A 13524-nucleotide genomic window follows, 5' to 3' on the forward strand; every position below is an offset into this window, starting at 1 on the left:
GCAGGGGCCCCGGGACGAGCCACCCCGTCGCATCGTCGCCGCGAAGGCGGCGCACCGGAAGGCACTGGGGGGCCGATCACGGGGCAACACCGCTGCCCTGTGCCACCCTTCCCCTGCCCTCGAAGTCCTTGACTCATCAAAGTCAGATGTAGCCTTCACGCAAGGCATAGGCCACGGCATGGGCACGGTTGCGGAGCTGCAGCCGGGTCGTCAGGCCGTGCATCACGTTCTTGACCGTGCGTTCGGAGTACGAGAGTTTGCTGGCAATCTCCCCGGTGTCCATCCCCGCCGCCACCAGCCGGAGCACATCGACCTCGCGTGGTGCCAGACCGGACGCCGTGGTGCCCGTCGCGTTGCTCGTGCCCCGCTGCAAGGTGCCCACCTGGGTGATCAGCCGCCCCAGCAGGTCCGAGGGCAGATCCCCTTCGCCCCGGGAGGCCGCGAGGACCGCGCGGAGCAGGCGGTGGCTGGTGGCCTCGCGCCGCCAGACGATCGCGCCGACGCCGCACTCGATCACCTGGAGCAGTTCCGCTTCACGGATCAGGCTCGTGACGAGGACCGCCTTGGTGCCGTCGGCGCGTGTCAGCCGCCTCAGCCGCGACAGCGTGGGCTCGTCCAGCGCCTCGGCGAGCAGGACCGCGACCGTGCCCGGCCTCCCCGCGCCCTCCTCGATCAGCTCCACCTCGGAGTGCCGCCGAAGCTGGCTGACCGCTCCGTCCATGGACAGCGGGTCCGACGCGTGGACCTCCACGGGGATTCTCACCGGGGGTCGAAGAACCATGCCTGTACGTCCTCGCGTCTTGCCTCAGCAGAACAAACCGTTCCTGCCCCTTCCATCCTTCCTCCGCCGACAGGACGACAACAACGTGGCCCACCACGAGACCGACCACGAGATCGGCGGCACATCCTCATGACGGCGCTGTCGACCCGGCCGGGCCCCTGTCCGCCGGTCCCCGAACCGCGGCCCGGCCTGGGCCACGTCTCCACCGGACTGCTCGAACGCGGTCCCGCGCTGGACCTGCTGGCCGCGGAGGCGCACCGGGCCGCGAACGGATCCGGACGGCTGGTCCTGTTCCGCGCCCCCACCGGTACGGGCCGCAGCGCGCTGCTGGACGCCGCCGCCGAAATCGGCGCGGGGGCCGGGATGCGAGTGCTGCGGGCCTACGCCTCCCCCGAGTGTTCCGGTGCCCCGCTCGCCCTCGTACGGCAACTCCTCGGCCTGCCGCACGATCCCGGCCGGCCCCACGACGACGGCGCGCACCACCCCGGCCACGAGCCCCGCCTCTGGCAGTCGCTGCGCGACCACGCGGCCGCATCACCCCTGCTGCTCGCCGTCGACGACGCACACCTCGCCGACCCGGCCTCCCGGCGCTGGCTGGCCGAGGGAGCCCGGCGGCTGGCCGGGTCGCCGGTCCTGATGGTGGTGACCGAGCGCGGTCAGTACGACATCGCCCCGGCGGCTCCGGGCATGGCGTACTCCCTGCCGCCCGGTGTGGTCCGCATGCACGCGGTGGCGCCGCTGAGCCGTCCCGCGGCCGAGGAACTGGTACGTGCCGCCCTGGGCCCGGACACCGGTGGCACCTGGGTGGACGGCTGCGTGCGGGCGGGCGCGGGAAACCCCCTGCTGCTGCGCGCGTTGCTCGACGACCTGCGGGCGGTCCTCCCGCACGGCGTCCGGGCCGCCGCCGCTCAGGGCGGCGCGGAACCGGCACTGCCCGAGCACTGCGCCGAGTTGTACCCGGGGAGCTTCGTGGCTGCGGTCTCGTGGTGGCTGAGGAGTGCGGGCGAGGGAACCACCGTGGTCGCCCGCGCGCTCGCCGAACTGGAGGACGCCGCACGGTACGACGACGGGGAGTGCGGGTCCCCCGACGGGTCCGGGGTGCTGGGCACCCGCCCCGGCCCCTTTCCGGACGACGCCTCGTGCCGGGGCCGGGCACCCGGCGGTGAGTTCAGCTGCTTCCTCTCCGAGCTCACCCACACCGATCCCGACCGCGTCGACGGCTGGATCACCGCGATGGCCGGTCTCGGGCTGCTGCGCCGCGCCCCCGGCACGGACATCCCGCGCTTCGCACACCCGCTCCTGCGCGGGGCGGTCCTCGACGGCTGGCCCCGCTCGGACCGGCAGGCCCTGCACCTGCGCGCCGCCGAACTGCGCCGGCGACGGGGCCACGGGGCCGAAGCGGTGGCCGGGCATCTGCTGCGTACCGCCCCGGGCAGTGCGGAGCACGGGGCCGACACCCTCCTGGACGCGGCAGCCGCAGCGTCCAGGGCCGGCAGGACCGGCGCCGCCGCGCGGTACCTGCGCCGCGCACTGGACGAGCCCCTACGGCGGACGCGCCGGGCCCGGGTACTCACGGAACTCGGCGAACTGGAGCTCGCCACCTTACGGGCCGGCGGGATACCCCGCCTGACCGAGGCGCTGCGCCTCCAGCAGGAGCCCAGGGAGCGGGTGCTGGCGGCGGTCCGTCTGGGCAGCGCCCTGCTCGGCCGGGGCACACCGCGTGCCGCGCTCGACGTCATGCGCGAGCTGGGCCCGCTGGACGAGGAACCCGCCCTCGCCCGCACGGTCCAGACGGCTTCCGCCTTCTTCTCGGACCACGACCCGGCGATCCGGCGGGCCGTCCACACGCGGCTGCGTGAGCGCGCCGGGCACTCCCCGGAAGGCATCAGCCCCGCCCTGCACGCCCTGCTGATCCGGTACGACTCGACCGCCGGGCTGCTGTCGGCCGAATCGGCCATGCGGCGGATCCGGCACCTGCTGGCGGCCCCGGAGGATCCCCTGCTGGTGCCCTACCTGCTGGGCACGGCGGCCGCCGTGGCCCAGTGGGCGGACGCCTCGGACGACGCCGAACGCATCATCAGGAGCGGACTGACAGAGCACGGGCTGTCTCCCCTGCACCCCGCCCACCGGTCGCTGCTCGACACGCGGTTGGACACCGCTGCCGCACGGGGCCACCACCGGTGGGTCCTGGAGGAGACCGACCGGAGGTCACCGGTGCCGGGAGACGCGCCCGGCACCGGTGCGAGCAACCTCCTGGCCCACCGCGTCATCGCGCTCGTCGAGTGCGGCCGCCCCGCCGAGGCCGAACGCCTCGTCGTCGGCGTCGAGGTCGGCGCAGCCGGGAACGACCGCGAGGAAAATCGATTCCTCTACGCCCGTGGCGTGCTGCGCGCGTCGACGGGCGATCATGCGGGCGCCCTGGCCGACTTCCGCAAGTGCGGCAGGCGCCAGGCCGGCCGCGACGTGGAGAACCCCGCCGTCACACCGTGGCGCTCGGCCGCAGCCGAAAGCCTGCTGTCGCTGGGGCATACACCGGAAGCCGTCGCACTCGCCAAGGAGGAGAACCGCTACGCCGCCGCGTGGGGCACACCCCGGGTACGGGGCCGCGCGCTGCGCGTGCTCGGCGCGGCCACCGGCGGCCGACGCGGTCTCGAACTCACGGCGGAGGCGGTCGGATTGCTGCGGAGCGCGTCGCTCGATGCCGAACTGGTCCCCGCGCTCATCACCCACGGGCTCCAGCTCACGGCCGCCGGACAGTCGCGCAGCGCGCGTCCGCTGCTCAGGGAGGCGGCGACCACGGCCGAACGACTGGGCGCGGTACGCCTGTCGAGCCGCGCGGAACTGGCCCTCAGCGCGAGCGGCGCCCGCCGCAGGAACGCCCCGCTCACAGGCCGCGACTCGCTGACCGCCGGTGAGCGCCGCGTCGCCGCCCTCGCCGCCGAGGGGCGGACGAACGCCGAGATCTCCGAACTGCTGCACCTGGCGCGACGTACCGTGGAGACCCACCTGACCAGCACCTACCGCAAACTCGGCATACGCCGCAGACTGGACCTTCCGGCCGCGCTGAACACGGAGACGCCGGGCCCGACTTGACGGGGCCGGGCCCGACTTGACGGGGTCGGGGCCGACTTGACGGGGTCGGCGTCCGCACGCGGAGAACCGGTGGGCATGCCGCCCGGTCTTCTCCGGCGAACGGTTCTCGTCGGTCGGCACATCCGGCTTCCACGGTTTCCTCGACGACCGTCGCGGGGCGTACGCCATGAGCAACCTCTGCTCCGCCCGGGCAGCGCAGCGCCGGTCTGCGCGATGTCCTGAAAGCGCCGCCGGGGACGGGATGCAGGTACGCAAATCTCCCCCGCCACGCAGGCGGTTCGTGCCGCCTATGCGCCATGTCGCAGATGCGACAGCCGGATCAGTGGCTCTTCAGGCCTTGTCAGCTGATCATTTCCGAGGGTTTACCTCCAGTCGCACATTCGTTTTCTACAACGCGGTAGACGCTCCCGCCACGGCTGTATCCGGCCGGTCCGCGCCGTCAGGTCCAAGCGCGGGTGGCACCGAGCACCCTTACCAAGCTGTTCGTCGGCCGTCGCCCCCCGTGGCCGCCGCAGAAGGAGTCCGAGTGAGACCATCCCCTCGCACGTCGGTCGCAGGCGCGCTGATAGCCGGCGCAACAGTCCTCGCCATCACCGCGTCCTCAGGCAGCGCGACGGCCGGCGCCCCCCAGGCGCACGCCAGTGCGGTCCGGATCCAGCCACGGGCGGGCGCTCTGCCGGTCCGGCTCTCGGCCTCCGAGCAGGCGCGGCTTCTCGGAGTGGCCCAGAAAGGCCGGGCGGCAACCGCCCGGGCGCTGCGTCTGGGGGCAGAGGAGCAACTGGTCCCCATGTCGGTCCTCAAGGACTCCGACGGCTCCGTGCACACCCGCTACGAGCGCACCTTCGCCGGGCTGCCGGTCCTCGGCGGCGACCTGGTCGTCCACACGGCCGCCGACGGAACCCCGAAGGGGGCCGACAAGGCCACCGAGGCGCGCATCAGCGTACCGAGCACCACCCCGGCCCGTTCCGCCGCGTCGGCGAAGACTTTCGCGATCGGCCGCGCCAGAGCCGAAGGCGCCGCACACCCGACGGTGACCAGTACCCGCAGAGTGGTCTGGGCCGCCTCCGGCGACCCGGTCCTGGCGTGGGAGTCCGTGGTCGGTGGCCTGCAGGAGGACGGCACCCCGAGCAGGTTGCACGTCATCTCGGACGGCAGGACCGGCGGCAAGCTGTTCGAGTACCAGGAGATCAAGACCGGCGCCGGCAACAGTGAGTACAGCGGCACGGTCGACCTCAGGACCACGCTGACGGGGTCGGCGTACAGCATGACCGACGACACCCGGGGCGGCCACAGCACGTACGACCTGGAGCACGGCACCTCGGGTACCGGCACCCTGTTCACCAACTCCACCGACATCTGGGGCGACGGTACGCCGTCGAACGCGGAGACCGCCGGTGTGGACGCCGCCTACGGCGCCCAGGTCACCTGGGACTTCTACAAGAACGCGCTAGGCCGAAACGGAATCCGCAACGACGGTGCCGCCGCCTATTCCCGCACTCACTTCGGTGTCGCCTACGCCAACGCCTTCTGGGACGACGGCTGCTTCTGCATGACGTACGGCGACGGTGACGGCGACAAGCACCCCCTCACCTCGCTCGACATAGCCGGCCACGAAATGAGCCACGGCCTCACCGCGGCCACCGCGGGTCTCATGTACAGCGGCGAGTCCGGCGGCCTCAACGAGGCGACCTCGGACATCTTCGGGACGTCGGTCGAGTTCTCCGCGGACAACGCGAGCGACGCCGGCGACTATCTCATCGGCGAGAAGGTCGACCTCTACGGCGACGGCAGCCCGCTGCGCTCCATGGACAAGCCCTCACGCGACGGCCTTTCGCCGGACAACTGGTCCCCCGGCCTGGGAAACCTGGACGTGCACTACTCGTCCGGTCCGGCGAACCACTTCTTCTACCTGCTGTCCGAGGGGAGCGGGGCGAAGGTGATCAACGGCGTCAGCTACAACAGCCCCACCGCCGACGGTGTGGCGGTGCCAGGCATCGGCAGGGAGAACGCCACCAGGCTCTGGTACAAGGCACTGAGCGAGCGCTTCACCTCCACAACCGACTACGCGGACGCCCGCGCCAAGACCCTGCAGGCCGCTGCCGAACTCTGGGGGGCCGGCAGCGCCACCTACAACACGGTCGCCAAGACCTGGGCCGCCATCGGCGTGGTCGCCCGCGTCACGGTCAGCAAGCCGGCGGACCAGAACACGATCGTCAAAACCCCCGTGAACCTGCAGGTCCAGGCCGGCACCAACAACCCGGGAGCGCTGACGTACTCCGCCACCGGCCTGCCGGCGGGTCTGTCGATCAACGCGACCACGGGTCTGATCTCCGGGACGCCGACCACCATCGGCCTCAGCAGCGTGACGGTCAAGGTCCAGGACTCCTCCAAGGTTGCCGGCTCGGCGACCTTCGGCTGGGGAATCACCGCAGTCGGCGGCAACGTCTTCACCAACACCACCGACGTGCCGGTGCCGGACGCCGGCGCAGCCGTCTACTCCGCCATCAAGGTCTCCGGTCGGGCCGGCGCCGCGCCGAGCACCCTGTCGGTCGGCGTCGACATCGTCCACCCCTACCGCGGTGACGTGATTGTCGACCTGGTCGCCCCCGACGGCAGCATCTACCACCTGAAGAAGTCCAACGGCTTCGACTCGGCGGCCGATGTCATCGCCGCCTACACCGTCAACGCGTCGAGCGAGACCGCCGGCGGCACCTGGAAGTTGAAGGTCCAGGACGCTTACCACAAGGACAGCGGCCACATCAACAGCTGGAAGCTCACCTTCTGAGCGGTGCCCCGCCCCCAGCCGGGCTGCGCTTGTTACCGCAGCCCCACCCCACTTGCCCTACGAGAGGTACCTCACTGATGTCTGGAATCCGCCTCCTGGCGGCGGCGTCAACAGGATTGATACTGGTTGCCGGAGTCGTGCCGGCCGCGTCGGCGGCGCAGCCGGACCGCACCGGGACCGCCGCCCCTCCCGCCGCGCCTGCGGCCCACTCCGCGACCGTACGGCTGGTGACCGGTGACAGGGTGACCGTGACGACGCTCGCCGGCGGTCGGCACACCGCGTCGGTGCAGCCCGGCCCCGGACGCGAGCACATCCCCTTCCGGACGTCGGAGGGCGACAGCAAGGCACTGACGGTGATGCCGTTCGACGCCCAAGGGCTGGTGGCCGCCGGAACCCTGGACCGACGCCTCTTCGACGTGACGGCCCTGATCGCCGACGGCTACGACGAAGCCCACAGCACCGCGCTGCCACTGATCATCTCGTCGCAGCCGGTGCCGTCACGCTCCGGAGCAAGAGTCACGGCGCAGGCGTCGAAGGCGGCGACGGCCACGGCCGACCGGCTCGTACGGCTCAAGTCGGCCGCGACGCCCTTGCGCGACCTGGAGAGCATCCACGCGCGATCGCTGCGGGTCGCCGGCGACGACCTGGGCACGTTCTGGAAAACCCTGAATCGCGGCGGATCGACGGACGCCGCCCGCTCGGCTGTCACTCCGCGGATCTCGCTGGACGGCAGGGTGAAGGCGCTGCTCGACCGCAGCACCGCACAGATCAACGCACCCACCGCCTGGAAGGCGGGCTACGCGGGCCAGGGCGTCAAGGTGGCTGTGCTGGACACCGGTGCCGACGCCGCTCACCCCGACCTCGCCGGGCGCATCGTTCGGGCCAAGGACTTCTCCGGCAGCGGGAACACCGGGGATCACTTCGGGCACGGCACGCACGTCGCCTCGATCGTCGGCGGCAGCGGTGCGGCGTCCGGCGGGACCCGCCGCGGTGTCGCCCCCAAGGCCGACCTGCTGATCGGCAAGGTGCTGGACGACAACGGCTACGGCGAGGAGTCGGGCATCATCGCCGGCATGGAGTGGGCGACCGACGAGCACGCCAGGGTCGTCAACATGAGCCTCGGCGGGTCCATCCAGACGGACGGCACCGACCCGCTGAGCGAGGCCGTCAACGCCCTGACCGCCGCCACCGGCACGCTCTTCGTCGTCGCGGCGGGCAACGACGGCCCGGGAACGTCCACCGTGGGCACGCCGGGCGCGGCCGACTCCGCGCTGACCGTGGGGGCCGTCGACCGTGACGACTCCCTCGCCCCCTTCTCCAGCAGGGGCCCGCGCTTCGGCGACGGCGCGGTCAAGCCCGACGTGACCGCCCCCGGCGTCGGCATCGTCGCCGCCCGTGCGGCCGGCACCACCTTGGGCGACCCGGTCGACACCGACTACGTCTCGCTGTCCGGGACCTCCATGGCCACCCCGCACGTCGCCGGCGCCGCCGCCCTGCTGGCCCAGCAGCACCCGGACTGGCATGCGCAGCAACTCAAGGACGCCCTGACCAGTACAGCCGACATCGTGCCCGGCACCGAGGTGACCGAGCAGGGCGGCGGTCGCATCGACCTCGCCTCGGCCATCGGCACGGTCACAGCCACCGGCTCCGTCACCCTTGACCCGCTGCACATCGGCGGCGCGGCCGGAGAGCAGCAGACCGCCACCGTCCGCTACACCAACACAGGCGATCAGCCGGTCACCCTCTCCCTGACGGCCCGTCTGGCGACCGACACCGGCAGGGCACTCCCGCCCGGAGTGGTCAGCCTCGGCTCCAGCGCCGTGCAGCTGGCGGCCGGAGCCACCGCCGACGTGCCGCTGAACGTCGACGCGACGCACGCCGTCCGTGGCAACTTCTACGGATACGTCACCGCCAAGTCCGCGGCCGGCGACGTGGTGGCCCACACCACCGTCTCCCTCGTGGTGCACGCCCCGCAGCACCGGCTGACCGTGGTCGTCAAGGACCGCGCCGGCAAGGTCGTGCCGGGCGCGCTGCCCAACATCTGGAGCCCGGCCGGCTGGGCGCCGTACACCGACAGGGACGCGGCGGTCGCCGTCGTGGAGGAAGGGACGTACTACCTCAACAGCGGTTTCTACGACCAGACGCCGGACGGTGACCAGGTGGGCGACATCGTCCTGCCCGAGGTCAAGGTCACCAAGGACATGACGGTGACGCTGAACGCCGCCGATGTCACCGAGGTGAAGATCCGCACCCCGCGCCCCGCCGAACAGCACGGCGTCATCAGCACCACGCTGTACCGGCAGATCGATGGCCACGGCCTGCTGCAGGGCGCCCTCTACTTCGACACGGTCAATCATCTCTACATCAGCCCCACCGCTCCGGTGACCGACGGCGCCTTCGAGTACACCTCGCGCTGGCAGATGGTGGCTCCCCAGCTCCAGGCGAAGATCTCGGGCAGCTCGCAGACCGTCCGTCCGTACTACGAGCCGCTCTCCCCGGTGTTCGGGGACAAGGGCGCACGGCTGACCGCTGTGGACGCCGGGTCGGTGACCGAGCCCGACCTCGGCAACGTGCGGGGCAAACTGGCCGTGGCCCGGTTCAGCTGGCCCACGGGCGACTACGCCGGGTTCTCGCGGCTCGCTGCCGAGGCAGGGGCGAAGGCCGTGCTGTTCGCCTGGGAGCCGGTCGGAGGCGCGGCCTGGACGCGGTGGCAACCGGACGGTGAGCGCCTGGAACTCCCCTCGATGCGGACCAACTGGAAGATCGGTGGCGCGCTGCTGGAGCGCATCAAGAAGGGCACCACGACGCTGGAGTTCTCCGGCACGGTGCGCAGCCCCTACCTGTACGACGTGATGCCGGTCTCGAAGGGTTCCATCCCCCGGACGATGGTCCACGTCGTCTCGGACCGCAACACCGCGCAGGTCCGCGCCACCTACACCCGCACCGGTGCCTCCACGTGGGCGAGCGAGCAGCGGTTCGGATGGCGGCCGTACCAGGACACCGCGTGGAACCAGTACAGCCGCTACGTGCCGGTGGGCCAGCAGCGTCTCGAGTACGTGAGCAGTGACGCGGACACGCTGTGGAGCCACACGGTGCACCACAACGTCGTCTGGAATCCGGACTTCGCCCTGGGCGCAGGATCACAGGACTCCCCGCACACCTACCAGCCCGGCCGGCACGCCACGGAGCGGTGGTTCGGAGCGGTCGTCCGCCCCTCGATCCCGCGCGGCTTCTCCGGGACGTCGGTGCGCAACGGTGACACCCTGTCGGTGTACGTACCGGAGTTCACCGACTCCGGACCCGGGCACTGGTCGTTCTCCGAGTTGCCGGCCTTCGGCGGCATCGGCGGCGAGGCCGGCTCACGCACGGCCACGGCGGACACCCGCAGGTACGACAGCGTTCCCGACACCGCCAAAGCCGTGCTGTACCGCGACGGCAAGCAGATCGCGGCATCCGACAAGGGCGCCTGGGGCAACTTCGAGGTGCCCTCGGGCAAGGCCACCTACAAACTGGATCTGACGACGGCACGCGAATCGGACGACTGGAACTTCGGTACCGACACGCACACCTCGTGGACGTTCCGCTCCGACACCGCGGCTCGCCCGACCATGCTGCCCCTGCTCCAGCTCGACTACGACGTGCCGGTCGACGTGAACAACGCGGTGGACCGGGCGCGCACTCACAAGATCGGCTTCAACGTCCGCATGCAGGACGGGATGCCCGCCCCCCGATGGGCGAAACTGAAGGTCGAGGCATCCTACGAGGACGGGAAGAACTGGACGACGGTGCGCGCCAAGCAGCACGGCAAGCGCGGGCAGTTCGTCGCGGACCTGCAGCGGCCGTCGTACATACACGGCGACGCCTACGTGACACTGCGGGTGACCGCATCGGACGCGGCCGGGAGCAGCGTCCAGCAGACCGTCGTCCGCGCCTTCCTGCACCGCGGCCCCAAGTAGGCCGCCGGCGGTCAGCGGTGAGGTGAATCCTCCCAGCACGAGCGGTGGGTGTCGGTTCCTGCGGGACCGGCACCCGCCACGGCGTACGGCGAGGCCTGTCGTGCGGGGCCCCTCTCGTCACGGAGCCACGGGCCCAGGCCGGGACGGGTCACGGGATCCGTGGACGATCTGGGTCAGCCGAAAAGCTCAACCGAACCTGACGGTTGTGATTCGAGATGTTGGTGTCCACCAACATCCGTTAAGGCAACCTCCACGCTACCCGATCGCTGGCACCACGTGATATGTCATCGAAAAGATGTCGGCCCGAGCGCGTAACGGAAAAGCCCAGGTCAGAGACCATAACTAAGATCGCCATCCTGCATGTGGCTACCTTGAGCGTCAAACGAGCGTCGTGGCCGACGGCCGGTGCGCCAGGCTCAGCTGTAGTCCCCCGCACCAGCAGCAGCCAGACCCGGACTTCGCCTGTCACCGGTTCAGGTGTTGTGACCGGGGCCGATCCGCTGCGGGGCTGCCTCGCGGAAGAGGGTCAGGAGGGCGTGTGCCTGCGGGGCGCCCGCGTCGAAGAACTGCGTGGCCAGTGCGGGTGGCACGGCAGTTCCATGCATGCGGACTTCATGGCAGCTGAAGCAGAACGCCGCCTCGAACAGCGCCTGGTCGAGAGTGTCCGCGTACGCCCGGACGCTCCAGCCGGGCGAGAAGCCACAGCGGTGCTGCACGCTGCCGGGCAGGCTCTCGATCAGGGTCAGGACGCCGGCCGCCTCGCTCCCGATCAAGTGGGCGCCCGCCCTGCCCGGATACGCGGCACCCCGCTTTGTCGGGAGTTCGGAGATCCTTACGACCTCCAGCAACACGGTGGTGGCTACGGCTTCGGCGGGCAGCTGCATGTGCGAAGTCTGCCCGCGTCCGGTGCCACATCACCCACCGCATCCGCCTTCAAGGGAGCCGAATCCTCGCAACGGGTGGGCCGCCACCGCTGGACCGTGGGATGCACCATGGCCTGGCTCGCCGACTGCCGCCGCCTTCACCGAGGCTACGAACGCGGGCGCCGACACCAGGCAGTGAGCGGAGCGACTGGTGTCTCCTTCGGCACTCTGAAGCGCAGTCTGGCCGGGACGAAGCCGCAACCCACCCCCAGCCCTGACGCCTCCACTCCGACGATCATCACCCCCGGGCACACGACCGGCGGTGCAGGCGGTATCACCGACACCGACGGCGGAGCACTGGCCTCCACAGGGGCGCAGGTCGGTGCACTCGTCGGCTTCGCGGCCCTGCTCGTCGCCACCGGGTGGCGCACGGCCGTCGTGGCCCACCGCCGCGCAACGCGAAACCGGATATGAGGGCCCGTTCTTGGCGCCGAGCCGTGCAGGCGGTTCCGCGCTCCTGCCGCCCTCGGCAGCGGCAGCCGCGCCCAACTCGGCTACCTCATCGCCCGCTCGGGCATCCTCGACCACCGCACGGCCGACCCGGCGGACTGAAACCGGCCCTCCTCCCCCGTACAACCATCCGCCAATCTCCGCTGTCTTGATCCCAGTGAAGATGACGCTCATCGCCTCCGCCGCCGCACTCGGCGCGCTCGCCGCCGTCACCGGCCCCGCCGCGGCCCCCGCCGCGGCCGCAACCGCCTCCGACGCCCTGTGGCTCTGGTCCGACCCGTACGAGATCACCCTCGCGGGCCCGTCCGAGGACGGCTCCCCCGCACCGTCGCAGTCGCTGACCGTGCAGATCAGCCACGACAACACGACGACCACCGTCCCGGCCGGCACGCTCACCGTCGACGCCTCCGGAGTCGCCTCGTTCGCCGAGGTCACCTGGCCCGCAAACTGCCGCCCGGAGGACGAGACCACCGCCGTCTGCACCACCCCCGAACTCCCCGGCGGCGCCAACGCCCCCGCCGCGAGGATCGGCCTGACCACGAAGCCGGGCGCCACCGACGGCAACGACGGCTACGTCCGCTACACCGCCCAGGCCGGCGGCATGAACGCCTACCCGGGCGAGACCTACGTCGCCGTCAACGACGGCCCCGCGCTCGGCCTCACCCAGGCCGAGTACCGCAGCGGCATGGCACCCGACCAGCCCTTCGACTCCTCCGTCGTCCTCGGCAACCAGGGCAACCGCACCGCCGACCGCACCCTGCTCACCGTCTTCACCTCCCGCGGCATCCGCCTCGGCATGTCCGTCCCCTCCAACTGCGAGTCCACGAACGCCGTCACCGGCCGCACGTTCCTCTGCATCCTGGACGAGCGGACGACTCCGGGCTCGTACCACTCCCTCCCGCTGAAGTTCCGCACCAAGGACATGGCCCTCTTCGACCGCGTCGACTATTCGGCGCAGCCCTATTCCGAGCAGGCGCTCGCCGAGGCCCGCGCCGGCCGCGCCTTCACCCCGGGCGCCGGCCCGGAGCTGAACCTCACCCCGGCCGCCGCCCCCTCCGACGAGCTCCAGCCGTACCGCAGCTTCACGGTGAAGACCGTCAACCAGGCTGACTACCGGCTGACCGCCTCCACCGTCTCCGGCGCGGCCGGCGACACCGTCCCCGCCACCGTCACCGTCCACAACGCGGGCCCCGCCTGGGTCGCCTCCCTCGGCGCGGGCGAACCCGCCGCGACCGTCGACATCGACATCCCCGCCGGCACCTCGGTGACCTCCGCCCCCGACGCCTGCTGGTCCCAGTCCGAGACCCGCTACCGCTGCAACACCCCCATCTACCTCACCGAATCCGGCAAGCCCGCCACCCACGCCTTCCCCTTCACTCTCCACATCGACGAGGTCATCCCGAACGCCACCGCCCGCGCCGCCATCTACAACGACGCCTACGAACCCGCCGTCCGCACCTTCGACCCCGACCTGACGAACAACACGGCCACCCTCACCGTCAACCCCTCGACGAGCTGACGCACGTCCCCTCCGGC

At 71.4% G+C, this 13524-nt stretch carries 7 protein-coding genes and 1 pseudogene; 6 read left to right on the top strand and 2 right to left on the bottom strand.

Annotated features, from left to right (window positions below; translation table 11 throughout):
• Positions 1-142: 142 nt before the first annotated feature.
• Positions 143-781: a helix-turn-helix transcriptional regulator gene (locus tag OHT61_RS04105; RefSeq protein WP_329035108.1), complete on the bottom strand. Its 639-nt coding sequence runs from the start codon at positions 779-781 to the stop codon at positions 143-145.
• Positions 782-910: 129 nt separating this feature from the next.
• Between OHT61_RS04105 and OHT61_RS04110 the strand changes: the two genes are divergently transcribed.
• The 3 genes from OHT61_RS04110 (at position 911) to OHT61_RS04120 (ending at position 10615) form a co-directional block, all read left to right on the top strand.
• The gene (locus tag OHT61_RS04110) at positions 911-3874 is read left to right on the top strand and encodes a helix-turn-helix transcriptional regulator (protein ID WP_329035109.1); all 2964 of its coding nucleotides are present in this window, start codon (positions 911-913) and stop codon (positions 3872-3874) included.
• 526 nt (positions 3875-4400) lie between these two features.
• Positions 4401-6659: a M4 family metallopeptidase gene (locus tag OHT61_RS04115; protein WP_329035110.1), complete on the top strand. Its 2259-nt coding sequence runs from the start codon at positions 4401-4403 to the stop codon at positions 6657-6659.
• Between the two features lie 77 nt (positions 6660-6736).
• Positions 6737-10615 carry a S8 family serine peptidase gene (locus OHT61_RS04120; RefSeq protein ID WP_443049358.1) on the top strand — a complete coding sequence of 1293 codons (3879 nt, stop codon included), beginning with the start codon at positions 6737-6739 and terminating at the stop codon, positions 10613-10615.
• Positions 10616-11088: 473 nt separating this feature from the next.
• Here the strand turns inward: OHT61_RS04120 and OHT61_RS04125 are convergent, their stop codons facing one another.
• Complete coding sequence (locus tag OHT61_RS04125; RefSeq protein ID WP_329035113.1) at positions 11089-11499, bottom strand: hypothetical protein; 411 nt, start codon at positions 11497-11499, stop codon at positions 11089-11091.
• Between the two features lie 174 nt (positions 11500-11673).
• Between OHT61_RS04125 and OHT61_RS04135 the strand changes: the two genes are divergently transcribed.
• The 3 genes and pseudogenes from OHT61_RS04135 (at position 11674) to OHT61_RS04140 (ending at position 13507) form a co-directional block, all read left to right on the top strand.
• Positions 11674-11952, top strand: coding sequence for a hypothetical protein (locus OHT61_RS04135; protein WP_329043456.1), 279 nt, complete (start codon positions 11674-11676; stop codon positions 11950-11952).
• 45 nt (positions 11953-11997) lie between these two features.
• A pseudogene (locus OHT61_RS32470) lies at positions 11998-12090 on the top strand (LuxR family transcriptional regulator); the annotation flags it as partial.
• 55 nt (positions 12091-12145) lie between these two features.
• Positions 12146-13507, top strand: coding sequence for a hypothetical protein (locus OHT61_RS04140; protein ID WP_329043088.1), 1362 nt, complete (start codon positions 12146-12148; stop codon positions 13505-13507).
• Positions 13508-13524 lie beyond the last annotated feature (17 nt).

This window comes from Streptomyces sp. NBC_00178 (assembly GCF_036206005.1).
Classification (GTDB): domain Bacteria; phylum Actinomycetota; class Actinomycetes; order Streptomycetales; family Streptomycetaceae; genus Streptomyces.

Excerpts from the sequence above, each read along its gene's own strand:
- OHT61_RS04105 (WP_329035108.1), bottom strand. The coding sequence starts at position 781 with ATGGTTCTTCGACCCCCGGTGAGAATCCCCGTGGAGGTCCACGCGTCG.
- OHT61_RS04110 (WP_329035109.1), top strand. The coding sequence starts at position 911 with ATGACGGCGCTGTCGACCCGGCCGGGCCCCTGTCCGCCGGTCCCCGAA.
- OHT61_RS04120 (WP_443049358.1), top strand. The coding sequence starts at position 6,737 with ATGTCTGGAATCCGCCTCCTGGCGGCGGCGTCAACAGGATTGATACTG.
- OHT61_RS04125 (WP_329035113.1), bottom strand. The coding sequence starts at position 11,499 with ATGCAGCTGCCCGCCGAAGCCGTAGCCACCACCGTGTTGCTGGAGGTC.